Annotated in this window: 23 protein-coding genes; 15 read left to right on the forward strand and 8 right to left on the reverse strand. The window is 55.4% G+C overall.

What is annotated here, in order from left to right:
- Nucleotides 1–100 precede the first annotated feature (100 nt).
- Nucleotides 101–1,318: a pyridoxal-phosphate-dependent aminotransferase family protein gene (locus tag GG681_RS12020; protein WP_153548245.1), complete on the forward strand. Its 1,218-nt coding sequence runs from the start codon at nt 101–103 to the stop codon at nt 1,316–1,318.
- A gap of 325 nt (nt 1,319–1,643) precedes the next feature.
- Here GG681_RS12020 and GG681_RS12025 read toward each other — a convergent pair whose 3' ends face one another.
- On the reverse strand, nt 1,644–1,844 hold the full coding sequence (locus tag GG681_RS12025) for a hypothetical protein (protein ID WP_153548246.1): 201 nt from the start codon (nt 1,842–1,844) through the stop codon (nt 1,644–1,646).
- A 73-nt stretch (nt 1,845–1,917) separates the two neighbouring features.
- Nucleotides 1,918–3,051, reverse strand: coding sequence for a pyridoxal phosphate-dependent aminotransferase (locus tag GG681_RS12030; protein WP_153548247.1), 1,134 nt, complete (start codon nt 3,049–3,051; stop codon nt 1,918–1,920).
- A gap of 256 nt (nt 3,052–3,307) precedes the next feature.
- On the opposite strand from GG681_RS12030, the gene GG681_RS12035 reads away from it, so the two are divergent.
- The 3 genes from GG681_RS12035 (at nt 3,308) to GG681_RS12045 (ending at nt 6,926) form a co-directional block, all read left to right on the forward strand.
- Nucleotides 3,308–4,210, forward strand: a complete 903-nt coding sequence (locus GG681_RS12035) for a fructose bisphosphate aldolase (protein ID WP_153548248.1) — start codon at nt 3,308–3,310, stop codon at nt 4,208–4,210.
- Nucleotides 4,211–4,645: 435 nt separating this feature from the next.
- Nucleotides 4,646–5,671, forward strand: coding sequence for a hypothetical protein (locus tag GG681_RS12040; RefSeq protein ID WP_153548249.1), 1,026 nt, complete (start codon nt 4,646–4,648; stop codon nt 5,669–5,671).
- A 232-nt stretch (nt 5,672–5,903) separates the two neighbouring features.
- Nucleotides 5,904–6,926 (forward strand): hypothetical protein, encoded by a 1,023-nt coding sequence (locus tag GG681_RS12045; RefSeq protein WP_153548250.1) that lies wholly within the window; start codon nt 5,904–5,906, stop codon nt 6,924–6,926.
- Nucleotides 6,927–7,093: 167 nt separating this feature from the next.
- On the opposite strand, the gene GG681_RS12050 is transcribed toward GG681_RS12045, so the two are convergent.
- Complete coding sequence (locus GG681_RS12050; protein WP_153548251.1) at nt 7,094–8,737, reverse strand: CTP synthase; 1,644 nt, start codon at nt 8,735–8,737, stop codon at nt 7,094–7,096.
- Between the two features lie 162 nt (nt 8,738–8,899).
- The gene (gene secG / locus GG681_RS12055) at nt 8,900–9,268 is read right to left on the reverse strand and encodes a preprotein translocase subunit SecG (RefSeq protein WP_153548252.1); all 369 of its coding nucleotides are present in this window, start codon (nt 9,266–9,268) and stop codon (nt 8,900–8,902) included.
- 246 nt (nt 9,269–9,514) lie between these two features.
- Here secG and GG681_RS12060 point away from each other — a divergent pair, with 246 nt between their 5' ends.
- The 5 genes from GG681_RS12060 (at nt 9,515) to GG681_RS12080 (ending at nt 13,593) form a co-directional block, all read left to right on the forward strand.
- Nucleotides 9,515–10,438 carry a DMT family transporter gene (locus GG681_RS12060; protein WP_328593367.1) on the forward strand — a complete coding sequence of 308 codons (924 nt, stop codon included), beginning with the start codon at nt 9,515–9,517 and terminating at the stop codon, nt 10,436–10,438.
- A 128-nt stretch (nt 10,439–10,566) separates the two neighbouring features.
- A complete protein-coding gene (locus GG681_RS12065; protein ID WP_153548253.1) occupies nt 10,567–11,052 on the forward strand; it encodes a phosphoribosyl-AMP cyclohydrolase in 486 nt (161 codons plus the stop codon).
- A 267-nt stretch (nt 11,053–11,319) separates the two neighbouring features.
- Nucleotides 11,320–11,847, forward strand: coding sequence for a phosphoribosyl-AMP cyclohydrolase (locus GG681_RS12070; protein WP_153548254.1), 528 nt, complete (start codon nt 11,320–11,322; stop codon nt 11,845–11,847).
- Between the two features lie 211 nt (nt 11,848–12,058).
- A complete protein-coding gene (locus tag GG681_RS12075) occupies nt 12,059–13,372 on the forward strand; it encodes an adenylosuccinate synthase (RefSeq protein ID WP_153548255.1) in 1,314 nt (437 codons plus the stop codon).
- The gene (locus tag GG681_RS12080; protein WP_153548256.1) at nt 13,372–13,593 is read left to right on the forward strand and encodes a DUF2842 domain-containing protein; all 222 of its coding nucleotides are present in this window, start codon (nt 13,372–13,374) and stop codon (nt 13,591–13,593) included. Before GG681_RS12075 ends, GG681_RS12080 begins: the two co-directional genes overlap by 1 nt.
- Nucleotides 13,594–13,690: 97 nt before the next feature.
- Here the strand turns inward: GG681_RS12080 and GG681_RS12085 are convergent, their stop codons facing one another.
- Nucleotides 13,691–15,808, reverse strand: coding sequence for a prolipoprotein diacylglyceryl transferase (locus GG681_RS12085; protein ID WP_153548257.1), 2,118 nt, complete (start codon nt 15,806–15,808; stop codon nt 13,691–13,693).
- Nucleotides 15,809–15,945: 137 nt separating this feature from the next.
- On the opposite strand from GG681_RS12085, the gene GG681_RS12090 reads away from it, so the two are divergent.
- Complete coding sequence (locus tag GG681_RS12090; protein ID WP_153548258.1) at nt 15,946–16,605, forward strand: thiamine diphosphokinase; 660 nt, start codon at nt 15,946–15,948, stop codon at nt 16,603–16,605.
- On the opposite strand, the gene GG681_RS12095 is transcribed toward GG681_RS12090, so the two are convergent.
- From GG681_RS12095 to GG681_RS12105, 3 genes are all read right to left on the reverse strand, one after another.
- Nucleotides 16,602–17,507 carry a DMT family transporter gene (locus tag GG681_RS12095; RefSeq protein ID WP_153548259.1) on the reverse strand — a complete coding sequence of 302 codons (906 nt, stop codon included), beginning with the start codon at nt 17,505–17,507 and terminating at the stop codon, nt 16,602–16,604. The two genes, GG681_RS12090 and GG681_RS12095, sit on opposite strands and share 4 nt — an antisense overlap.
- Before the next feature lie 144 nt (nt 17,508–17,651).
- Nucleotides 17,652–19,025, reverse strand: coding sequence for an L-serine ammonia-lyase (locus GG681_RS12100; RefSeq protein ID WP_153548260.1), 1,374 nt, complete (start codon nt 19,023–19,025; stop codon nt 17,652–17,654).
- The gene (locus GG681_RS12105; protein WP_153548261.1) at nt 19,025–19,720 is read right to left on the reverse strand and encodes a glutathione S-transferase family protein; all 696 of its coding nucleotides are present in this window, start codon (nt 19,718–19,720) and stop codon (nt 19,025–19,027) included. Before GG681_RS12105 ends, GG681_RS12100 begins: the two co-directional genes overlap by 1 nt.
- A 358-nt stretch (nt 19,721–20,078) precedes the next feature.
- On the opposite strand from GG681_RS12105, the gene rpiA reads away from it, so the two are divergent.
- From rpiA to hflC, 5 genes are all read left to right on the forward strand, one after another.
- Nucleotides 20,079–20,867, forward strand: a complete 789-nt coding sequence (rpiA, locus tag GG681_RS12110; RefSeq protein WP_153548262.1) for a ribose-5-phosphate isomerase RpiA — start codon at nt 20,079–20,081, stop codon at nt 20,865–20,867.
- Nucleotides 20,868–21,192: 325 nt separating this feature from the next.
- Nucleotides 21,193–21,681, forward strand: a complete 489-nt coding sequence (locus GG681_RS12115; protein WP_153548263.1) for a hypothetical protein — start codon at nt 21,193–21,195, stop codon at nt 21,679–21,681.
- 176 nt (nt 21,682–21,857) lie between these two features.
- Nucleotides 21,858–23,213, forward strand: a complete 1,356-nt coding sequence (gor, locus tag GG681_RS12120; RefSeq protein ID WP_153548264.1) for a glutathione-disulfide reductase — start codon at nt 21,858–21,860, stop codon at nt 23,211–23,213.
- A 90-nt stretch (nt 23,214–23,303) separates the two neighbouring features.
- Nucleotides 23,304–24,455 (forward strand): FtsH protease activity modulator HflK, encoded by a 1,152-nt coding sequence (gene hflK / locus GG681_RS12125; protein ID WP_153548265.1) that lies wholly within the window; start codon nt 23,304–23,306, stop codon nt 24,453–24,455.
- Complete coding sequence (gene hflC, locus GG681_RS12130; RefSeq protein ID WP_153548266.1) at nt 24,455–25,330, forward strand: protease modulator HflC; 876 nt, start codon at nt 24,455–24,457, stop codon at nt 25,328–25,330. The genes hflK and hflC overlap by 1 nt, the downstream gene beginning before the upstream one ends.
- Nucleotides 25,331–25,383 lie beyond the last annotated feature (53 nt).

Raw genomic sequence — 25,383 nt, forward strand, 5'->3', positions numbered from 1 at the left:
TATTTCGACGCTACAGCATTTCCAATTTGACCTGTGGTTCGGGCAGGATAGGGTTCAAGGTGACATCCGGCCAACGGGCCGAAAGATAAAGGCAAAAATCATGACAGATGTTCTTTCTCTCGCCGCAGGACGACCCTATCTGGCTATTCCCGGACCCTCGGTGGTGCCCGATGAGGTGCTGCGCGCGATGCATCATGCGTCCTCCAATATCTATGAGGGGGCGCTGGTGGAAATGGTGCCCGGCATTATTGATGATCTGAAACGCGTCGCCCGTACCAGCCAAAACGCAGCCATCTATATCTGCAATGGTCACGGCCTCTGGGAAGCGGCATTGGCCAATCTGGCCGCGCCCGGGGAGCAGATGGTTGCGCTGTCCAATGGTCGATTTGGCGCGGGCTGGGTGGAAACCGCGACCAAGATGGGCATCAGCGTTGATGAAATCGAAAGCCCGATGGGCGCGCCCTGGGATCTGGCGCGGCTCAGTGAAGTTCTGCGCAACGATACTGATCATCAGATCAAGGCCGTGATGGCGGTGCATGTGGATACTTCATCGTCGGTGCGCAATGATTTTACCGCGCTGCGTGCGCTTTTGGATGAATTGGGACATCCGGCGCTGCTGCTGGCAGATTGCATTGCATCACTGGGCTGTGAACGATTTGAGATGGATGCCTGGGGTGTTGATCTGGTGATTGCGGCCAGTCAGAAGGGGCTGATGCTGCCACCGGGGCTGGGTTTTGTGTTCTTCAGCGACAAGGCTGCGGCGATGCGGGATCAGATGGCGCAGGTCAGCCCGTATTGGGATTGGAAACCGCGCGCCAACCCAGATCTGTTTTACCAGTATTTCTGCGGCACCGCTCCGGTGCAGCATCTGTATGGTCTGCGTGCAGCGCTTGATCTGATCCATGCGGAAGGGCTTGAAAACGTCTGGCGGCGCCATGAAATCCTTGCGCGGGCGATCTGGGCTGCCGCCGAGGCCTGGGGGCAGGGGGGCGATCTGCGTCTTGAGGTTAAAGATGCGGCACGGCGCTCACATGCGGTGACATCACTGGTACTGACGCCCAAGGATGCGCCGCGTCTGCGCGTGTGGTGTGAAGAAAACCTTGGTCTGACGCTGGGCATTGGCCTGCGCGAGGTGCCTTGGGGGCATGAAGACTGGCACAGCCATTTCCGCTTTGGTCATATGGGGCATGTCAGCGGCCATATGATCATGGGGCTTTTGGGCGGCGTCGAAACCGCAATGACGGCATGCGGCATTGAACATGGCGCGGGCGCAATTGAGGCCGCAGCACGTGTACTGGCACAGCCGCGGCGTGACTGAGCTCAATCCTAAGGCCCCCCTCGCGCGGCGTTACTGACCGGTTCGTCGATCAGTTCGATACTGTCGATCAGCCCGATATTGGCGCCCGATATTGGCGATGGTTGGCTAACCGGTGCACAGCGCCACAGCCCACCATTGTGCTGGAGGCTGAATGGCACAATAGATCTGTTGATTGCGGCGCACCATGGGTGAGCCGCATCAATCTATCAGTGCAGTGATGCGCGTTGGGGCAAAAGGTCTGTGCCATACCGCCAGATGGCCGTATGAAACTGCGCCCCACCGGCGCGATTTAGGTGTTTTCCGCTTTGCAGACCAGCAGTGGTGGCTAGTGCTGCTTTTGCGAGGGTGCTGCCTCATCAAGGACAACCTGCATGCGGCCGATCAAATGGTTGATCAGCACCGCAGCGGCGACCACGGCAACCATGCCAAATGCGGCCCATAAAATCATCAGCACCCAAAACAGGATCACTGATGCAAATATGCAAAAAGCGGAAAGATAGTCGGATTGGTCTTCGCGTTGCTGCATTGAACAAGCCTCCATACGATCCAGATAGAATAGGGCAAAACAGCTAATAAGCCGTGAACCCACTCTAATTGATCTAGGGCTCGCCCTTGGCACGTCCAGTGCTGCCCATTGCGTGCTTTAGTGCGATGGGCAAAAGCTGGGAAAATGTCTCCAGCTCGTCTGCGGGACCACAGGACACACGGATGCAGCGGTTTTGTGGCGCGGCAAAGGGCATGCGGACAAAACAGCCAAGTTCAAACAGCCCATCCATCACCCGTTTTGCAAATTCACCATCAAAGCCACAGTCAATGGTGACAAAATTGGTCGCCGAGGGCAGGGGCATCAGTTTGTTGTCTCTGGCAATGGTGCTGATCTGTTCACGCGCAGTGGCGATTTCTTTTACCCGTGTTGACAGCCCCTTCCGATCCTGAACCGCGGCCTGCGCTGCTGTTTGGGCCAGAAGGTTCACCCCAAAATGGTTGCGCAGCTTATCAAAGGCGCGGATCAGATTCATATGCCCCACAGCGTAGCCAATGCGCAGCCCAGCCATGCCGTAAGCCTTGGAGAAGGTACGCATGCGAATAACGCGAGGATCATCTGCTGAAATGGGCGCGGCGGTGCCAGCAGGCGCGCATTCCACATAGGCTTCGTCCAGAATGAGGAGGCAACCCTCCGGCAGATCTTCAAGCGCCGCAGCAATGGCCGCGCCGGGATGCCAGCTGCCCATCGGATTGTCGGGATTAGCGAGGTAAACCAGTTTTGCATCCACCTCACGCGCCTTGGCAAACAGCGCTTTGGGATCTTCGTGATCCTCCAGATATGGTACGGTTTCCACAACACCACCACAGCCCGCCACGTGATAGTTAAATGTGGGATAGGCACCAAGGGACGTGACAACCTTATCACCAGCGCCAATCAAAAGCCGCACCAAGATGCCCAGCAGCCCATCGATACCTTCACCAACAACGATATTGTCGATCTCGCAGCGGTGCTCTTGGGCAAGGGTGGCGCGCAGGTGAAAACTGGTGGCATCGCCGTATTTCCAAACCTCTCCAAGGGCGCGCGACATTGCTGAAACCGCTGCAGGAACCGGGCCAAAGCCATTTTCATTGGCCCCAAGGCGCGCGGCAAAAGGCACGCCGCGTCGGCGTTCCAGCTCTTCGGGGCCAACAAAGGGCACGGTTTCAGGCAGCGCGGCAACAAGCGGGGTATATCGAGGACCAGTCATAGCTGCAGAGTTAATGCGTATTGCCCCGCAATCGCAAGCATGGCACCGCGAAAAAGCCCGTGCCCTCCTGCTGTTGCCGGAGCCGTGTCAATGCGTGGAAAATCAGGTCACTGTCGCGCAGTACAGCGGGTGAAAAGCAGGCGTGAAATCGCCGAAGCCAAATTTCTACCAATGTTAGCGCAACTAAACATTGAGGGTGGGCCAATTCACGCTATAGACGGGGCCAAAGACCCCATTCTTCGGAGAGTGACACGTTATGGTTCAAGACGCATCTATTCAGCAAGAACAATTTGATCGGATTTCTACAGGCAATGGCTTTATTGCAGCGTTGGATCAATCCGGCGGCTCCACCCCCAAAGCGCTGGCGCTTTATGGTGTGAATGAAGACGCCTATTCCAACGATGATGAGATGTTTGGTGAGATCCACAAGATGCGTACCCGCATCATCACCGCGCCGTCTTTTGACAAAGCCAAGATCCTTGGCGCGATCCTGTTTGAAAAAACCATGGATAGCGCCATCGATGGTCTGCCCACCGCACAGTACCTGTGGGAAAAATGTGGCGTTGTGCCGTTCCTGAAGGTCGACAAGGGCCTTGCAGACGAGGAAAACGGTGTGCAGGTGATGAAGCCGATGCCGGAACTGGACGCGCTGCTGTCACGTGCCGTTGAAGCAGGCATCTTTGGCACCAAGATGCGTTCGGTGGTAAAAGAAGCCAACGTTGCTGGCATCAAAGCCGTTGTGGCGCAGCAGTTCGAAGTGGGTAAACAGATCGCCGCAGCGGGTCTGGTGCCGATCATCGAGCCTGAGGTGGACATCAACTCTGCCACCAAAGCAGAAGCCGAAGTGCTGCTGAAAGGTGAGATCCAGGCGCAGCTTGACGCGCTGGAAGAAGGCACCAAAGTAGCGCTGAAGCTGACCATCCCAACAGAAGCTGGTCTTTATGACAGCCTGGCCGACCACCCTGCCGTTGTGCGTGTTGTGGCGCTGTCGGGTGGCTATTCCACAGCGGACGCATGTGAGAAACTGTCGAATAACACCAAGATGATCGCATCCTTCAGCCGCGCGCTGACCGAAGGTCTGAATGCCGCGATGTCTGACGAAGAGTACAACGCGGCGCTGGGCGCGAATATCACTAAAATCTATGAGGCGTCGCTCTAAGAACGCATCAGCGCCAATCGGCACTGTCAAATCTCTGAACGCCCTTCGTGTCAATCACGGAGGGCGTTTTTAATTGCGGCTTTGCGGAGCTTCTTTGAGCTTTTTAAGCGGCAACGTCCTATAAAGATTGAATTATTTTGCAATTCCAGAGTGTTTTTAAAACGGTCAGCTCATTTGGGGTTGTTTGATCATTTTGGATAATAACGCATTGTAAATAAATAACTATACTGCAGTCTGTGAGGTGTATTCTTGCCGTTGGATTGCATGCGATGAATGTACGCTGAAACATCAGCGTCTTTAATTTTTCGCGCGATTTTTGTTTTTTCCGAGAGCTTTATTAATTCTGTTATTCAAACAAGGTTTAACTAGATTTTAACTTAGTCACCCTGTGGAAACGGGTTAATTTTGGCATCTTACTAGTTCTGAGGAAGAGTTATGAATGTATATTTGTATTGGTTCGACCGAGTTCTTGGGGTCTTTACCTGGTTGCTGGGTGTGCTGGTACCGGTTGCCCTGTTGTGGGCGCTGATTGCGCCTGAAACTGCGCAGCGCTATGTGCCCGGTGTTTCGCTTGTTGTCGCGTCTTTAGAGGGGCTGCAAGCCGATGATGCGACTGAGAAAAAGCCTGATGCGCAGACGCTGGACTTGTTGAGTGATCCGAAAAAACACCTGACGGCCTGGGGCTATGAAGCCGAAAACGCCAGCAGCGAAGATATTCTTTCCTCGGCGATACGCGATGGTCGTCTGCAGGTTGCGCGGGCTGCGATTTTCACCAATGAGCCGCTGACGGATCGGCTGCTCTATCGTGTGGTGATTCCAAATGAGTTGAAAAACGATCTGGTTGAACATGGCAATTGGGCAGAAGAAGGGGGCCTGTGTGCGCATCTGACCCCGGAAAAAGCGCTGAGCTCGGCTTTGCCGGTAAAGGATAAAAACATTGGTTTGCTGGCAGATCATTGTCCGGCGGAAAAATGGAAACTCCGCCGCGAGGTCGACGCGATCATGAAAGACATCAACCGGGTGGAAATGTTGAATCAGCTTGCTGAACAAAAGCTGGGGATTGCCCGCCAGGACTGCTACCGCTTCTTCTTCTCGACAGGGTTCAGGCAGCAGCTTGAACAGTCAATGGTGCAATATTCCCGCTCTGAGGGGCGCGAGGTTCGCGACATTGACCTATATGTGATCCGCTCTGATCTGCTGCCATTTGTCAAAACAACCCCCACCCGTGAAGAGGCGCTGGCCTGGCTGCGTTCAGAGATTGATTTTGGCAATATCGCCGCGGTGGAGGGCCAGCTTGTCAGCGGGCCGCAGCTCAAAGCGTCGATGTCACCGGTTGAAGAACGGGTACAGCAAACCATCGATGAGCTGGCGCGCGACGAATGTTATGCGCTGCGCCCGATCTACACCCCCGAACCCGAACTCGCCAGCCGCGCCCGCAGCATTCGTCCCTATCTGGAGTAGCGCGTGCGCCTGCCAATGTGGTGATAGGTAATAAAAAAGGCCGTCCCTTGGGGCGGCTTTTTTGTGCTTTGCCGGGGGAGTTTTTCAAGCTGCACAGTGTTGCGCCGCGCTTTGGTTGGCAGGGTTGATGCTTTTTATGGGGGTGCCCTACAGAACTATGCTGCCAAAACGGAGCGAGTAGTGGAAACAGATATCAGTTATATTTCACCGCTCGTAGTAGGAGTAAGAGCCAATGGCAGGAAAACAACACCACCATGTCTGGCGGATGTTGCAGCGTGGGTTTGGAGACAAGAAGGGCGCGGATCATCACATCTGGGTTTACCATAAAGGTGTTATACCAAGCCGAAAAGGTACGCGGAACTTTGGGGCCGATAGGTTCTTCTATGGGCCGGAGGGTTCGGAAACGGATGAGAGTATCACCAAATTTGAAAATTCTGTGCAGGGCAAGATACAAGACGCACGTGTACTGGACGATGGCGAAGAGTTATCTGCCATGTTTGTTGCACCGTTGATCGCGCATCTTGAAAGCAGATCGAACTTCTTACGCGCAGAACTTTCGAGCTTACTTGAACGGATTCAGTTCGTTTTGGGAGATCATTTTAGCTCAACCGCCAAATTGAAAACGATGGCGAGAGACTATCTAAAACGAAACCCGGAACAGATAAACGAACTTCTCGCAACGAATTTTGTTCCCAATAGTCAACGTGAACTTCTCTCGAAGCAGATTGAGGTCTATTTCGATCACTTGCCGACTGAAGTGTTTGAGAGTTTGCTCGATGGCATGGTAGCCGAAGCCTTTCTACTGGCAAAGCTTTTGCCCGATGTAGTCAAAGAATCTCATAATAAAGCCATTCTAGAAATCAAGTCTGAAAGCCCTCGGGTAAAAGCACTATTAGAATTTAAATACACTGTATACCGCCCGCAGGTTGGGCAATTGATTCTTCCCGACACTTGTTGTGCCTTCATCGGTCTCAAGGATTGTACGCCCTTTGCCCAGCCACAGAATGCTGTGCATACGATCATCGTACCTATTTCGTCTGAGGTCGCGATAGTTGGGCGGAAGGGAAAGGAATGGCCGTTGGAGTTGAAAACGGTCAATCGGTTGCTCGCTGGGTGTGCACATGATGCGTTTATTGCTCGAACCAATGATCCTGTACTTGCCTCTCTTTCTGGCCGGATCGGTAAATATGCAAAATTGATAGGCGACAAGGAGATCCGAGAACTGCTCTCTTTCGAAAACTTGTTATCAAAATAAGTCTTCGACCCTGTATCTCATTTGAGTTGGGGGCGCTTGGGAGGGGCGAAATCTGCTGTTGAAACGTACCCCACACAAACTGGAACGGTTGGCTTGGTGTTGTTGCACAACAAAAAAACGCCCCGGATCTCTCCGAGGCGTTTCTTTTATTCGCAATGATCGCGTGATCAAACCAACCTTGACGCGTCTTTCGCGGCGCGGACGAAATCCTTGAACAGCGGGTGTGGGTCGAACGGTTTGGATTTCAGCTCCGGGTGGAACTGCACGCCGATGAACCAGGGGTGGTCGGCCCATTCCACGATCTCGGGCAGGCGGCCGTCTGGCGACATGCCTGAGAAGTTGAGACCACAGGCTTCCAGTTTCTCGCGGTATTTGATGTCCACCTCATAACGGTGGCGGTGGCGTTCCTCGATCGCGGTGGCGCCATAGGCGGTTGCAACGGTGGAGCCCTCGGTCAGGGTGGCGTCATAGGCGCCCAGACGCATGGTGCCGCCCTTGTCGTCGCCAACAGAGCGTTCGACTTTGTGATTGCCCTGCACCCATTCCTTGAGGTGGTAGACAACCGGTTCAAAACGTTTCTGGCCTGCTTCGTGATCGAATTCCTCGGACCCGGCTTCAGCAATGCCAGCCACGTTGCGCGCTGCCTCGATGACGGCCATCTGCATGCCGAGGCAGATGCCAAGGTAGGGGACGTTGTTTTCACGGGCGTATTGCGCCGCTTTGATTTTGCCTTCGGTGCCGCGTTCGCCAAAACCACCAGGCACGAGGATCGCATGGAAGCCCTGCAGGTGGGGTGCGGCATCGTCTTTGTCAAAGAGTTCCGCATCCACCCAATCGATGCGCACCTTGACCCGGTTGGCCATGCCACCATGGGTGAGCGCTTCGGCAATGGATTTATAGGCGTCTTCGAGCTGGGTGTATTTGCCCACGATCGCCACGCGCACTTCGCCTTCGGGGTTGTAGATGCGGTCGGCCACATCTTCCCAGCGGGCGAGGTTGGGTTTGGGGGCCGGTGCGATGCCAAAGGCGTCGAGCACGGCCTGATCCAGCCCTTCGCGGTGATAGGCGAGGGGGGCCTCGTAGATGGATTTGAGGTCCTGTGCCGCGATCACACTGTCGGGGCGCACATTGCAGAAAAGACCCAGCTTTTCGCGTTCTTTCTGTGGGATTGGCCCTTCCGAGCGGCACACCAGAATGTCAGGCGCAAGGCCAATCGAACGCAGCTCCTTCACCGAGTGTTGAGTCGGCTTGGTTTTCAGCTCACCCGAGGCTTTGATGTAGGGCAGCAACGTCAGGTGCATAAAGATACACTGACCGCGCTGTTTGTCCTGCGAGAACTGGCGGATGGCTTCAAAGAAGGGCAGCCCTTCGATGTCACCAACGGTGCCGCCGATTTCGCAGAGCATGAAATCAACCTCATCTTCACCGATGGAGATGAAGTCTTTGATTTCATTGGTCACATGCGGGATCACCTGAATGGTTTTGCCCAGGTAGTCACCGCGGCGCTCTTTTTCCAGGACGTTGGTATAGATGCGCCCGGATGAGATTGAATCGGTCTTGCGGGCGGGAACGCCAGTGAAACGTTCGTAGTGGCCGAGATCGAGGTCCGTTTCCGCACCATCATCGGTGACAAAGACCTCGCCGTGCTCAAAGGGCGACATGGTGCCCGGATCGACGTTCAGATAGGGGTCGAGCTTGCGCAGACGTACAGAATAGCCACGGGCCTGCAGCAATGCGCCAAGCGCGGCTGAGGCCAGGCCTTTGCCCAGCGAAGAGACTACACCACCGGTGATAAAGATGAAACGCGCCATGAGTGTTCGGCTGCCCCCGTGAGAGTTTCAAAAACAGAGTGCCCTGTGGCTGTAAAAACCACGGTATCACGGGACTCCAGTATATATGAGATTCGCGCAGAATGCGCAAGGGAACCGCAATATGATGTTACGGTTCCCTAAGTGAATTCTAGGTCTTGTAGATCAGTCCGCGCTGGGAACCAGCGGCGCAGTATCGCCCGCAGAAGGCGGCAACAGATCGCTGCCCAAGGGGGCGGCTGGAGCTGAGGCAGGCACATCTTCTGCCGGAGGCAGGAGGCCACCATCAAACACCGAGGAGCTGCCTGCATTTCTTGCAGAGATCACAGTCAGCACAATCGAGGTACAGATAAAGGCCGCAGCAAGGATCCAGGTCAGTTTGGTCAGCGCGGTCGCAGCAGAGCGACCAGACACGGCACCATTGCCACCAGAGCTGCCCATGCCAAGGCCACCGCCTTCGGAACGTTGCAAAAGCACAACGGCAATGAGGCCGAGGGCCAGAAGAAGGTGGATGATAAGTACAACGTTTTCCATGGGACCCTGCGGCAGTTGGCTGAGTATCTGGCGGTATCTATGCAAGATTGGCGCAAGGAGCAAGAGGGAATGCAGGGGTTTTATGGCGTGCTCTGGTGAATGGAGCGATCGTGAAAAGGGCAGAGCCTGAGTTGCGCTGTTCTTATGCGCATCGTCATCCGACATATATAGGTTTTACGCGCGCCGTGTACTGTTGGGGGGTGTTATAGATGAGCCGGATCTGGCTCGCGGTATTCGGTGCATGAGGTGGGGCGTTTTATCGTGCAGAAAAACACATTTTTTGAAGGTATTGGTCTACGGCTTCTGTCGGTGTTTTTGATCACCGCCATGTCTGCGGTTGTGCATAAAGTGGCGCAGAGCGTGCCGGTGGGGCAGATCATGTTCTGGCGCTCAGGCTTTGCGCTGTTGGTGATCTGTCTTTATGTTATGTGGCGGCGCGACTTTCCGGCAGGGATCCGCACCAAGCGACCGATGCTGCATGTGACACGCGGGCTGCTGGGGGCGTTTACGATGGCGCTTTCTTTTTTGTCACTCGCCTATCTCCCGGTCGCCAACGCTCAAGCCATTGCCTATCTGGCTCCGATTTTCACCCTGCCGCTGGCGGCGTTTTTTTTGAAAGAGCGCCTGACGGTCTCGGTAATCTTTGCCGTGGGGCTGGGGTTTGGCGGGGTGATGTTTCTGTTGTGGGATACGTTGGAGCTGCCGGGGGAAGGTGCGATCATCGGCATTGGGGCCGCCTTGGGCTATGCGCTGACCATGGCGTTTGTGCGGGTGCATACCAAAACAATGACCCATAGCGAAAGCAGTACAGCAATTGCGTTTTACTTTGCGCTGACGGCCATGGTGTTTGGTCTGTGCACCGCGCCCTTTGGTTGGGAAGCAGTTCAGCGAGACGAAATAATGTACCTCATCGCCGCTGGTGTCCTTGGTGGAGTGGGGCATATCGTTTCAAATAAGGCGGTGGCGCGGGCCCAAGTTTCCACATTGGCTCCGTTTGATTTTACCGGTTTGATCTGGGCACTTGGCTTTGATCTGCTGTTCTTTCAAGTGTTCCCGAGCGCGTTTGGTCTGGTTGGCATGGTGCTTATCACCTGCGCCGCGATGGGAATTGTGCTGGTTCGCGCTCCACGAGAGGAAAGGAACAACGTAACGCGACCTTACGTGAAATAGGGCAGTTTTCCTGCCCTGAGCATTTGTTTCCACGGGGGGTTGCTATATATCGCTGGCTGCGAAAGGTGCAAAATAGGTGTGTTATTTTGCGAGCCCTGCGGTTTTGAAAATTACGGAGGACTACTAACATGGCAAATCAAACTTCGCTTGGTGCCGGGATCAGCAAACAGGCTGTTTTGGATGCACAGAAAGCCTGGGGAGATGGAATCGTCGCAATTTCAGCTGTTCATGCTGCGGGCGGTGATTTTGAGGCCCGCGCCAAACAGCATATCGAGACACTCTATGCCTACGATATCGCTGATGTCATGTTTAAGCCAACGCTTGCTTCGCAAAACCAGTTCCGTGGTACTTTTGATGCCGCGTTGAGCTATTTCATCGGTCGGGAAGGCACCGAGGACAACGGTTTTGCCATCATGGGATGGACGGATATCCGTTGGGAAAACACCGGTATCTATCTGAAAGGTGACATGGCACTCACCATGGGGAACTATTTCCTGACAGGTGCCGATGGCAACGTCACCAAGGTTGAGTATTCCTTCTCCTATATTTTGGATGACAACAACAATCTGCGCATTGTTTTGCATCACTCTTCCATGCCGTATTCCCCGGCATAAGCCTTTAGGCATAGCTAAAGCAGAGGGCCCAGTGCCCAATGAGCCTCCCAAGATTTTGGGGGGCTTTGTTGTATGTTGCGGGGAAAGCATCAGAATTTAGTGCGATATGCGCGCGATAAAGTGTATTTGATTGATCGTTATCGTTAAGTTCAACTCTTGATTGTGTATTTTATTGCACGCCGATACCCCTGCAGCATATCTTTGGCAGTGCCGCGCCGAGCCAAGCGCTCAGACGCGGACGAATTCTGTTCATCAAGGATATACGACATGACATTTCTGAAACCTCTTACCGCTGCTGCCTTTGTGGTGCTTGTATCTGGTGCTGCCTCTGCCGAAGCGATCAGCAAGCAAGAAGTGATTGATGCCCAGCTGTCCTGGGGCAAAGGGATCGAAGCCATTGCCGCGACGCATAAAGCGGGCGGCGATTTTGAGAGCCTCGCCAAAGAACATATCGATACGCTTTATGCCTATGGTCTAAGTGATGTGATGTTCAAACCCACGCTGGCCTCGCAAAAACAGTTCCGCGCGGATTTTGATGGCGCGTTGAGCTATTTCATCGGCAGCGCTGGCAGCGAAGATAAAGGGTTTGCCATCAAAGGTTGGACCAAAGTGCGCTGGGAGAACAACGGCATCTACACGAGCGATGATACGGCGATGGCAATGGGGAACTATTACTTCACCGGGCCGGATGGGGTGGAAACCAAGGTGGAGTTTTCCTTTGGATATATCAAAGATGAGAATGGTGAGCTGAAAATCAATCTGCACCACTCCTCGCTGCCCTATTCGCCGTCCTGAGGATCTTGATAAACTGCGCGTTGGTGGCCTGTGCCACCGACGCGATTATGTATGCACATCTCCCAAGTTGCGATGGCTGATCGGGCCGGTTTGGTGAATTTCAGCTATTTTGGCGTGGGTATGTAACGGTCATGCTACGTTTTGTGGTTCCCACGGCCGCGCGTGGTCGTTATATGGGCTTCGGTTTTAACCTACATGCAGAGGACCTGAGATGGCCAACGTCGTGGTAGTGGGCGCCCAATGGGGTGATGAAGGAAAAGGCAAGATCGTTGACTGGCTCAGCGAACGTGCCGATGTAATTGCGCGCTTCCAAGGCGGTCATAACGCAGGCCATACGCTGGTGATTGATGGCAAGGTCTACAAGCTGCACGCGCTGCCCTCCGGTGTGGTGCGCGGTGGTAAGCTGTCTGTTATCGGCAATGGTGTGGTGCTGGACCCTTGGCATCTGATGAATGAGATCGAGACGGTGCGTGCACAGGGTGTTGAGATCAACCCCAAGACGCTGATGATTGCGGAAAACACCCCGCTGATCATGCCGTTCCACGGAGAGCTGGATCGCGCCCGTGAAGAGGCGGCCTCTAAGGGCACCAAGATCGGCACCACCGGTCGCGGTATCGGCCCGGCGTATGAAGATAAAGTTGGTCGTCGCGCTATTCGTGTGGCCGATCTGGCGGATGAGGCGACACTGATCGCCCGTGTTGATCGTGCACTGCAGCACCATGATCCACTGCGCAAAGGTCTGGGTGTTGAGCCGATCGACCGTGACGCGCTGATTGACCAGTTGAAAGAGATCGCAGGCAAGATCCTGCCTTATGCTGCGCCGGTTTGGAAAGTTCTGAACGACAAGCGCAAAGCGGGCAAGCGAATCCTGTTTGAAGGGGCGCAGGGCGCGCTGCTTGACATCGATTTTGGTACCTATCCTTTTGTGACATCGTCAAATGTGATCGCAGGGCAGGCGGCAACCGGTGTGGGTATCGGCCCCGGCTCAATCGATTATGTGCTTGGCATTGTAAAAGCCTATACCACCCGCGTTGGTGAAGGGCCGTTCCCAACCGAGCTGCTCGACAGCGAAGGCAACCCGGATGTGGATGGCGAACGTCTCGGCACCCGTGGTCATGAGTTCGGCACTACTACCGGCCGTCAGCGTCGTTGTGGCTGGTTTGATGCCGCGCTTGTACGCCAGACCTGTGCCACGTCGGGCATCAAAGGGATCTGCCTGACCAAGCTTGATGTTCTGGATGGGTTTGAAACCCTGAAAATCTGTGTCGGCTATGATCTGGATGGTGAACGTCTGGACTACCTGCCAACAGCCGCAGACCAGCAGGCCCGTTGCACCCCGATCTATGAAGAGATGGCGGGCTGGTCCGAAAGCACCGAAGGCGCGCGCAGCTGGAATGATCTGCCCGCAAATGCGATCAAATACGTGAAACGCGTCGAAGAGCTGATCGAGTGCCCTGTGGCACTGTTGTCGACCAGCCCTGAGCGCGATGATACCATCCTTGTGACCGATCCGTTTGCTGACTGATGGCAAAGGGGCTGAAATATAAGGCTCGGCGGCGCTGGGCGTTGGTGATTTTGCTCATTGGCATGCCGCTCTACATTATTGCGGCGGTGAATGTGGTGGCGCTGTTTGAGCGCCCCCATATTCTTGTAGAGCTTTTGATCTATGTGGCGCTTGGGATCCTATGGATCTTGCCGTTCAAATTTGTCTTCCGTGGGGTTGGAAAAGACGATCCCGACACGTGAAGGATGGCATGTGAACCACTGGTTTCAGATGCTTGAATGACATAAAAAAGCCGCGGATCTCTCCGCGGCTTTTGTTGTTTGAATAGACCTTGGCAGCTTAGCCAGCCGCGCGCCCCTGCGGTTGGAAGCCGATTTCCTCTGACGCGGCAAAGCGGCCGTTTTGACGGCGAGCGATTTTGCCATCGCGCAACAGCCGACCAAAGGACCGCATGCTGTCTTCGCGGTTGAATTCGGTACCGGTTGCACGGACCTTGTTGATAAGCTCGGGGCGCGAAAACACATCCTGGCCTTTGACAAAGCTCAGATAAGATGCGGCCGCTTCGAGCATTTCATGCAGTTCAACCGCACCTGTGTCATGGGCATATTTGGCAAAGTTGCTATCTGAGGTTTCAGGTGCTGCGGGTTTCATGCTTGTGGTGACACGACGCGGGCGTACCGTCGATTTGGCCACCACTTTGGCCTCGGCTGGCTTGGGCTCATCAATGCGCTGTTCTGCCACCAGTTTCAGCGGCTGATTTTGAGCGGCCGCGGGGCGTTCGCTGCGACGGCGCACCACCGGGCGGCGTGGTTGCACCGCGCTCGCCAGATCCTTGCGGTAATCCGCTGAGGCATCTTCGGCATCATCGTTTTTGTCACCTTGAGCCGCGGAAACAGCTGCGCGCATATGGCCATAGGCCTCGCGGGAGGCGGCGGCGTCCGGATCGTCCAGTTTCTCATCAGCGGCTGCCATCAGGCGGGAAACATCGCTACCAGGAAGCTTGGGTGCCTCTGGCGCTGATGTCTCTTTGGTGCCGGTGGCTGCGAGCAGCTCAGCTTCGACTGCGGCCAGTTCCTGACGCAGATCGTCCTCATCATCAGCGCTGAGGCTGGAAGCGGGTGCCGCCGTCTTCTGGGCGGCAGCCTTCTGCGCAGCAGGTTCCGCAACGGCGCTGCGGCGTACGCGGATCACCCGGCTACGGCGAGGTTTGGTTTCTGGTGCGCTTTCTGCTGCTGGCGCGTTTTGTTTTGGCGCATCCTCAGAAACGGTGGCGACGTCTTCAGTCGCGGCTTTGTCAGCCTTCAGCTCTTGCAGTGCGCGTTCGATCAGATCGTCATTGTCGAGCCCTTCCTCGTCAGCGGGTTCACTTTCGAGTGCTGCGGAGAGGTCATCAGATTTGGTTTTCAGCGCTTCAGCGTGCTGATCTTCGGAGAACTCGTCCGCTGGGGTGCGCGACACCACTGCGCGGATGCGTTGCAGTTTGGCGGCGATGCTGTTGGCGGCGGGTTTTGGTTTTTCGGCGACTTCAACAGTTTCTGCCGGCAGAACCTCGGCGGCTTCTGGTTGCGTGTCAGCGGTTTCAGCTACCACTGCTGCGATCTGATCCAGGTCGATTTCAGGCTCTTGAACCTCATCTGGTTCAGATGCTTCAACTTCAGCTGTTTCAGTCTCAATTGTATCTGCATCAGCCTCTTCCAAGGCACCTTCTGCAAAATCGAGGTTGTCGTCTTCCTCTGGGGTTTCTTCTTCCTCGGCAGCTTCTTCGTTAACCTGTGCGCTGTCAGCTGCTGCACTGTCAGCGTCAAAGAATTCCACGGTGGAATCGGCAATGATCGGGTAGTTGCTTTCGACGGCTGCTGCGGCAGTCTCTTCTTGCGCGTCGTCCTGGGCGGTCTCGCTGGGCACCTCTGCAGACACCTCTTCTTCCAGGGGCTGCTCAATAGACGCTGCAGTGTCCTCAGAAACGGGCGCAGGCTGCTCTGCCTCCAGCGTTTCAGGCTCCGCAAGCGCTGCAGATGTCGCGGCTTTTGCCGGGGCTGTGACCGTTTCTGCCGCAGGCTGGGTCTGAGGAGCTTCGATTTTTGCGGTTTCAACCGGTGCTGTCTCGACCTTTGCCTCAGCAACCGGGGTGTCCGCTGCAGTCACATCCGCGACAGGCGTTTCTGCGACTGGCGCCACGGCCGGTGCATCGGAGGTGGTTTCGCTGGCTGCGCGCAGGTGGATGCCAGCGTTCGAGGTGCGGGCCTCGACCTGGCGGGCAATTTCACGCTGGGCGATACGGGCCAGCATGTCTGCATCCGGTTGCGGTGGCTCAGCACCAAAATATCTGTCGTCTGAGGCGAGGTCGCGGAAATATTCAGCGATCGCCTTCATGGTTCCAAAGGAATCCTCAAACCCCTCCAACGTACAGGAGAAAGTTCCGTAGGACACCGTCAGTACTTTGTTGTTCTGTACCATTTCTTAGCTCGTCCTCGCCAAAGTCATGTCATTCATCTTATTGGTCAGAACGACAAATTCTGCCCGAATCCGTGCAATTGATCGTATCATTTTGTGTTCACATTGTGGCTCGTTTCCGAATCTGCGAGAAACTGTTTATGGCTATGCTGATTGTTGAACAGGACCAGGCGGTAACGCTGCTGGGCGGTGGCGCGGTGGATTCGGAAGATCTCAGGCTTGCCCTGGGGCTTGCACCACGGTTTGTCGCCGTTGACGGTGGCGCGAATATGGCGCTGGAACTGGGGGTCAAACCCGAAGCAGTGGTGGGGGATTTCGACTCCATTTCCGATGGCGCGCGTGCGGCATTGGGCCAAGCACGCATGGTTCACATTACCGAGCAAGACACCACAGATTTTGACAAAGCTCTACGCCATATCAACGCGCCATTGGTGATTGGAGTGGGGTTTCTGGGCGCGCGGATTGATCATCAATTGGCTGCGTTGAATGTGCTGGCGCAGCCACATCCAAGCCCCTGTATCTTAGTCGGTGAACATGAGGTTCTGTTTCATCTGCGCAGGCCCATTGCGTTGGATATGGCGGCAGGTGACGTGGTGTCGCTTTATCCGTTGCAACGGGTTCAGGCGCGCTCTACCGGGTTGGAATGGCCCATTGATGCGCTGACTTTTGATCCGATAAGCCAAATCGGCACATCCAATCGCGCTTTGGGGCCCATCAGCCTGACACCTGCGGGGCAGGGGCTGATGGTGATGTTGCCCAAACACTACCTAAAGCCGCTGATAGATATCTATCTGTCTTAGGCTTCTGCTGGCTGTGTGAGGCTGACCTGGCGTTCGCGCCAGACCGCATAAAGCCCAGCCGCCATTGTGACCATGATGCCCAGACCCGCCAATGTGTTGGGGAATTGGTTGAACACCAACCAGCCGATCAACGTGGCAATCGGGATCTCAAGATATTGCATCGGGGCTAGCGTAGCTGAAGGCGCATAGCGCAGGCTCCAGGTCATCAGCAGGTGCGCAAGCGTTCCCAGAATACCAATGGAGAGCAGCAACCCCCATTGTTGTTGTGTTGGAGCCGGAAGTTGCAGTGCGTCAACCTGCCAGTTTTGCCCAACGCCTAGGATTGGGATCAACAATACGCAGGCAACAACGCCGGACACCGCCTGCAAACCCAAAGGATCGGTGGCTTTGGCGACCTTACGTGTGATCAAAACAAAGAGTGCAAAAATCACAGCTGTTGCAACAGGCCAGAGTGCGGGTAGCCCCACATCGACAAAGCTTGGCTGTACCACCATCAATGTACCAAGAAACCCAACCGCGCAGGCGCCCAGTCGATGGGGGCCGATGGCTTCTTGCAGAAAGATACGCCCCAAAAGCAGCAGGATAAACGGGCAGACAAAGGCAATCGCCACCGCATCGGCCAGCGGGAGATACTGCAAACCGGTGAACATGGTTGCAATGCCCAGCATGTGTAAAACTGTACGTAGCACCACAAGGCCCATCAATCCCGCCGGAATACGCCAATGGCGTTTGCTGATCCAGATCAGCGGAAACAGGATCAAACTCTGTATAAAAAAGCGGACGAGCAGAACTTCTCCAAGCGGGGTATCGCTTAGCAGTTTGGCTACGGCATCCCCCATGGGGGCAACCAGGCAAAAACCAAACATGAGGGCAATGCCACGGACTGGACGGTCAACTATCATGAACGCACGCTAGCGAGTTAGAATTTTCCAAACAAGCAAAAGTTGTTCATGTTACATATGTATTAGGCCCGACTGTAAGTATGCCCAGGCTGCTTGCACAGTCTGGGCATACCTATTCTTAAGGTTGGTGAAGGTCCGTGTGGATCAGCAGTTAGGAATATTCACCGCAAGCCCGCCAAGCGAGGTTTCCTTATATTTTTCATGCATGTCTGCCCCGGTCTGGCGCATGGTCTCAATCACGGAATCCAGCGGAACAAAATGCTCCCCATCGCCGCGCAGGGCAAGTGAGGCGGCCGAAACCGCTTTGATCGCGCCAAGCCCATTGCGTTCAATGCAGGGTACCTGAACCAGACCGGCAACCGGATCGCAGGTCATGCCCAGGTGGTGTTCAAGTGCGATCTCTGCTGCGTTTTCCACCTGTTCCGGCGTGCCGCCCATAACGGCACAAAGCCCGGCAGCCGCCATGGCCGAGGCAGAACCAACTTCGGCCTGACAGCCTGCTTCCGCGCCAGAAATTGACGCATTGAATTTCACCAACCCACCAATGGCTGCGGCGGTGAGCAGGAAATCTTCGATATGGCGTTCAGATGCGCCGGGCACGTGATCAAGGTAGTAGCGGATCACCGCAGGCAGCACGCCCGCCGCGCCATTGGTGGGGGCGGTGACAACCTGACCACCTGCCGCGTTTTCTTCGTTCACGGCCATGGCATAGACGCTCATCCAGTCGTTGACGGTGTGCGGCGCAACCAGGTTCATGCCACGTTCCGCCAGAAGTGTTTCATGGATCTTCTTCGCGCGTCTGCGCACGTTAAGCCCGCCGGGCAGGATGCCGTCGCGTTCAAGCCCGCGGTTGATACAATCATTCATCACCTGCCACAGGCGTTTGGTGCCCGTTTTCAGATGGGTTGCATCCTGACGTGACAGCTCATTGGCGCGTTTCATTTCGGCGATGGATTTGCCGCTCGCCTTGGCCATCTTCAGCATTTCCAAAGCCGATTTGAACGGGAAGGGTACTGGCGCACCGTCATCAGTGTCTCCCCCATGGGCCAGCTCATCCTCGGTCAGTACAAAGCCGCCCCCAATGGAATAGAACACCTCCTGCATGACCACATCGCCTTCGGCGTCGGTGGCCATCAGGATCATGCCATTGGCGTGGCCCGGCAGCGCGCGATCATAGTCAAAGATCAGATCAGTTTTGGGGTTAAAGCGCAGTTTCGGCAGATCCGGTGGACACAGCTGGTGCGTCTTGGCTAGCTCGGCCAGGCAGGCTTCGGCCTTGTCATCATCATAGCTGTCGAGTTCAAACCCCGCGAGCCCCAGGATAGTGGCGCGGTCAGTTGCGTGGCCCACGCCGGTAAAGGCAAGCGATCCATGCAGCGAGGCCTTGAGGCCAGCGGGTTCAAACGGCGCTTCGCGGATCATCTGCAAGAACCGTGCGGCGGCCACCATAGGGCCCATCGTGTGCGAAGACGACGGGCCGATGCCCACTTTGAACATGTCAAAAACGGAGAGAAACATTAAAGAGCGGCTCCTTCTGGCGGGCAAGCATAGTGCGGCATGCTAAAGGGGGTGGGGCCGAGGCCCTCGGCGTCAATTGCGGCGCGGACTGCGGCGCGGTGTTCCAGGCGTTCACATAAGGCATGAAGCGCCGGATAATCGGTGAGGTCGAACCAGCCGGTTTCCCCCTGCGGATAGAGCGCGGACCAACGCAGGCAGGTGGCAACATAGTAATCCAGAACCGAAAGCCTGTCTGCCCCGAGGATGCTGGAGTTCCCTGCAAGCTCATCGAGCAGCCCAAGATGCGTCTGCAGTCGGGCGGACGTGCGTTTGCGCAATTCCGGCTGCGTGTCTTCGGGCCCGTAGCGATGCAGGTAGAACTGCATGATCAGGTCTGGGTGCAGCGTGTTTGAGATGAAAAACAACCATTTGAGGAACGCAGGCCGGTCTTTTTCGCCACTTTGAGGCGCCAATGCCTGATGCGTTTCGCTCAGATAAAGCAAGATTGCGCCAACTTCAGAAATGGTCCCATCTGGCGTCTCCAGCGCGGGGATCTTACCGCTCGGGTTCACGGCGAGATATTCCGGCGATTTCTGCGCCGAAACCGTGCGGTCCACCAAATGGGTCTCATAGGGCAGCTGTAGCTCTTCCAGCACCAAGCGAATGATCAGCGAGGCGTTGTCTGGAGCATAAAAGAGGCGATAGCTGGGTTTCATGTGATTACCCTACTCAACGGCGTGCAGGTGGTATGGTTTGTTTGCGACGTTTCCTATAGGAAACACGTACAGTTTTTACGCTTCATTGCAAGGGTGGTTTCGCTTAGGGCTTTGCCCAAAGCGATCGGCGCTACACCGTTTGCGTGCCGTTCAAGCCAACGATGAGTTGGGCCTATGGGGGGCAGGCTCTTGGAAGGGGGACTGGGGGTCTATGCAGGCGCATAGGTGACTGCCTGCAAAAGGGCACACGCATATATTTGGTATATCGTATTTTTGCGTATAGCGCTCCTATGAGTGCTCGCTTGAGAGGCTATAAACGCCTATGTATCAATTGACAGCAAGCGATGGAGTATACGCGATGAGCAGCGATCTTTCCCCTATCGACAAGGCAAAATTTGTCGCAGCCAAACGGGCGGCAGATATGGTGGAAGATGGTATGCGACTGGGGCTGGGCACCGGGTCTACCACCGCTTGGCTTGTGCGGTGTCTGGCACAAATGGTGCAAGAGGATGGGCTGAGGATTTCAGCGGTGCCAACCTCAGCACGCACGGCCAATATGGCGCGCGAGCTTGGTCTCAACGTGGTCACATTGGATGATGCCAAGTGGCTGGATCTTACCATCGATGGAGCAGATGAGTTTGATCATGATCTCAACCTGATCAAAGGTGGCGGTGGCGCGCACCTGCAGGAAAAGATCGTTGCAACCGCGTCTGATCAGATGGTGGTGATTGCCGATGCGGGCAAGGCTGTTGATACGCTTGGCGCTTTTCCCTTGCCGGTTGAGGTGCTGCCTTTTGGTTGGCAGACCAGCCAGGCCCTCTTGGAAGAGACGCTGGTCTCGATGGATGTTTTGGGGCGCACGTCCACGCTGCGGATGAACGGTTCTGATCCATTTATTAGTGATGAGGGCAATTATATCCTAGATCTCCACCTCAATCGGATCGGCAATGCCCGCCAGCTGGCGTTGGTGCTCAATCAAATCCCCGGGGTGATCGAGAACGGCCTCTTCATCGATATCTGCGACCGGGTGGTGATCGGTCACGGCGATGGCACAGTGGTGGTGCGTGACATAAATGAAGGCACCGAGGAGCGGGATCGGCTTGATTTTGCAGAAGAAGACAATCTGTTTGGTGATTTGATCGACTGAACAGATGTGTAGGGGCCTGTTTTGTACTCCGAGCGCAGTTGCAAGTTTGGCTTGCGGGGGCAGCTGCGCATATTGGCCTGCCTCTGTATCGGTTCAACGTGAGTGGTGCGCGCACCTGGTGCAGTGTTTCTGTGTCACACCAGTGGGATAATTTCCTTAATCTGTGAAATTGATCATCTTTTAGTTGTAATTACCTGTGTCATTTTTCATGATGAGGCACTTGTAGTAAAGTGATCGTCGTGCCGAGCTAATGCCTTCTCATCCCACAAAAAAACACAAAGACGCACCACAAGTTGTTGTGACGCGGCACCGCGGTGGTCTGCAGATGTGGTTATTGATCTTTTGCGCAGTGCTTTGGGTCGGGCTCTTTTTGCTACAACTCTATTTTGTGTCCATGCATGGTACGGAGTGGGCGCCGGATCGCATTGCCGTTTTGGGTTGGCTTGTGGGGGCCGCGATCATCGGGGTGCAGTATCATCTGCTCCCGGGTTCGGGGCCTGAAACAGTATTGATCGTGTCAGATTTTGGCATTCAATCCGCAAATCACCACTGGAATGGCATGTGGGTGCGCTGGCGGGATGTGGCCTGTATCGAGGCCTATGATCCGCGTCGGGGCGGGTTGCGCTCTCCTGCGAAGCTTGTGTTCTGGGATAACGACGGCAACCGCGCCAGCCTGCCGCTGATTATGCCTGAGCGCGACAATGCACAGCGGCGCGCGTTTTTTGCCGCGCTCAACCACTATTGGCCGGGCTGGGATCGCCCCTGCAGCCAGCAGCCCAGAGGGCGATGTGACAGGCCGCATGATCTGCACTGAGGTGCAGATTTTTACATCCTCTTCACAAGTTTGCGACTATCTGGGCAAAACACAGCGTTAAATCTGGTGCATTGGCTGCAGCTGGTTGAAACCTGGGTCAAAACGCCCAACTGGGCGTATGGCAATTGGTGTTCCAGTGTGGGATACGTCTATAGGACTTTGAAGGGGCAATGGTCATGAGCTTTGACTACGATCTGTTTGTAATTGGTGGCGGTTCCGGTGGTGTGCGCGCGGCGCGGGTGGCTGCTGGTGGTGGCGCCAAGGTCGGCCTCGCCGAAGAGAGCCGCTATGGCGGCACCTGCGTTATTCGCGGCTGTGTGCCAAAAAAACTGATGGTTTACGCCTCTGAGTATCCAAGCATGGTCGAAGATGGTCGTGCCTATGGCTGGGACATCACCGAAAACGGTTTCGACTGGAATGCGTTCAGCGGCAAATTGAATGCCGAGCTTGACCGGTTGGAAGGGATCTACCGCAACCTTTTGGCCAATTCCGGCGTGGAAAGTCATGATCAGCGGGCCAAGCTGTTTGATGCACATACCGTTGAACTGGCGGATGGCACCAAAAAAACTGCCAAACATATTCTGGTGGCAACAGGCGGCTGGCCAACAGTTCCTGAATTCCCCGGTCATGAGCTGGCGATCACCTCAAATGAGATCTTCCATCTGAAACAGCTGCCCGAAAACATCCTGATCGTGGGCGGCGGCTATATCGCATCTGAATTTGCAGGCATCATGAATGGGTTGGGTGTTAAAACCACGCAGTTCTATCGCGGCCCACAAATTCTGCGCGGCTTTGACGATGAGGCGCGCAACACCGTTGCCGCGGGCATGATCGAAGCAGGCGTTGATCTCCAGGTTGAGACTAATGTGGTCTCCATGGTGAAAGACGGCGACAAGATCCGCGTCACCGATACTAAGGGGCGCGAAACCAGCTTTGATGTGGTGATGTATGCCACCGGTCGCGCACCCAATTCCAACGGGCTTGGCCTTGAAGAACTGGGGGTTGAGCTTGGCTCAAAAGGTGAGGTTAAGGTTGATGCCTATAGTCAGACCAAAGTGCCTTCGATCTATGCGGTGGGTGATGTGACGGACCGTGCAAACCTCACCCCGGTTGCGATCCGCGAAGGCATGGCTTTTGTCGAAACCGTGTTCAACGGCAACCCCACCAGCCCGGATCACGATCTGATCCCAACGGCGATCTTTACCCAGCCAGAAATGGGCACCGTGGGCCTTTCAGAAGAAGACGCGGCCAAACAGGAGCCGATCGAGGTCTATTCCACCTCATTCAAGCCAATGCAGCAAAGCTTTGCTGGGCGTGCAGCCAAGGTGATGATGAAACTGGTGGTTTCCAAGGCCTCGCGTAAGGTGCTGGGATGTCACATTGTTGCGCCGGGCGCGGGTGAGATGATCCAGCTTGCGGGTATCGCCGTAAAAATGGGCGCAACCAAAGAAGATTTTGATCGTACTGTTGCAGTTCACCCAACCATGTCGGAAGAACTGGTAACAATGAAAACACCGGTGCGTGAAACTTGAAAATTGAAAAAAAACGTTCAGGTTACAGAGAGGCCGCCATGCGGGCGGCCAATCACCTGAACGGTGGAACTCTTAAGGGATAGGAGACATATGGCGGGCAATAATGGTGGCCCCTGGGGCGGCGGAGGCTCTTCTGGGGGAGGTAACCGGGGCAATAACAACGGAGGCGGCAACAACAATGGTGGCCGTCGCCCGGATGATCCCCAGATCCCCGAAATCGATGAGCTGATGAAAAAAGGCCAAGAGCAGCTGCGCGTCCTGATGGGCGGTCGCGGCGGCGGAAACGGCGGCGGCTCACGTGGTGGTAATGGCGGCGGTGGTGCTCCACTGTTTACCAAAGGCACCGCTGCACTTGGTGCGGTTGTCGCGGCCGGTCTCTGGATCTTTGGCAGCATCTACACCGTGAAACCAGAAGAACAATCGGTTGAATTGTTCCTGGGTGAATATTCACAAACTGGCCAGCCTGGTCTGAACTTTGCGCCCTGGCCTCTGGTTACGCGCGAAGTGCTGCAGGTTCGGGTTGAGCAGGTCGAAAACATCGGCGCAGGCTCGCGTGGTTCTGACGCCGGCTTGATGCTGACCGGGGATGAAAACATCATTGATGTGGATTTCCAGGTGGTTTGGAATATTTCGGATCCAGCGAAGTTCCTGTTCAACCTTCGGGATGCGCAGACAACGATTAACGCGGTTTCTGAATCGGCAATGCGTGAAATTATCGCCCAGTCCGAACTTGCACCGATCCTCAACCGCGACCGTGGTGTGATCCGTGACCGTCTGGAAGAACTCATTCAGGCTACGCTGGATAGCTACGATTCCGGTGTGAACATCGTCCGGGTTAACTTCGATGGCGCCGATCCGCCAGAACCGGTAAAAGATGCCTTCCGCGAAGTGCAATCTGCTGGTCAGGAACGCGACCGTCTGGAAAAGCAGGCTGATGCCTATGCCAACCGCAAACTCGCGGCGGCACGTGGTCAGGCTGCGCAGACTCTGGAAGAAGCCGAAGCCTACCGTGCACGCGTTGTGAACGAAGCTTCGGGTGAAGCCAGCCGTTTCACCGCGGTTCTGGAAGAATACACCAAGGCGCCAGAAGTTACGCGCAAGCGTCTTTATCTGGAAACCATGGAAGAGGTTCTTGGCCGGGTCGACAAGATCATCCTGGATGAGAACTCAGGCGGAAACTCTGGCATTGTGCCTTACCTGCCGCTCAATGAACTGCGCCGTTCTGGCTCGGAGGGCAACTGATGCGTAAATCTAATCTGTTGATCGTTCTCCTTGCTGGGGCGCTGTTCCTGGCTCTGTCTTCGATCTTTATCGTGGACGAACGCCAAAAGGCGCTGGTACTGCGTTTTGGTCGTGTGGTTCAGGTTCAGGAAGATCCGGGGCTTGCGTTTAAAGCGCCGTTTATCGATGAGGTCGTGCGCTATGACGACCGCATCCTGAGCCTCGAAGTTGGCCCGCTGGAAATCACCCCGCTTGATGATCGTCGTCTGGTGGTGGATGCATTCTCACGCTACCGCATTTCAGATGTAGATGCATTCCGTCAGGCGGTTGCGGGCGAAGGTGTCTTTGGTGCGGAACGTCGTCTGGACAAGATCATGCGTGACCAAACGCGTGAAGTTCTGGGTTCTGTAAGCTCAAACGACATCCTGTCTTCTGATCGTGCCGCGCTTATGCTGCGGATCCGCAACGGTGCAATTGCACAGGCGCGCTCTCTGGGCCTTGAGGTGATCGACGTGCGCCTGAAACGCACCGACTTGCCGCAAGCCAACCTGGAAGCCACCTTTGCCCGTATGCGTGCAGAACGGGAACGTGAAGCCGCAGACGAGATCGCCCGTGGTGAAGAAGCAGCCCAGCGTGTACGCGCACAGGCGGATCGTACCGAGGTTGAGCTGGTCTCTGAGGCCGAACGCGAAGCCGAGGTCATTCGCGGTGAAGCGGATGCGCAGCGCAACGGCATCTTTGCCGAGGCCTATGGTGCGGATGCGGAATTCTTTGAATTCTATCGCTCGCTCAATGCTTATTCCGCGGCGCTGCAATCTGGAAACTCTTCTATGGTGCTGTCACCTGACAGTGAGTTCTTCAACTATTTGAAGTCTGCGACAGGCAACGGCCAGTAAGGCTTCACCAGTTTTGAATGTTTGAACCGGCCCCGTTTGGGGGCCGGTTTTTT

Origin of the sequence: Tritonibacter aquimaris, assembly GCF_009617595.1 — a bacterium.
Lineage (GTDB): Bacteria > Pseudomonadota > Alphaproteobacteria > Rhodobacterales > Rhodobacteraceae > Epibacterium > Epibacterium aquimaris.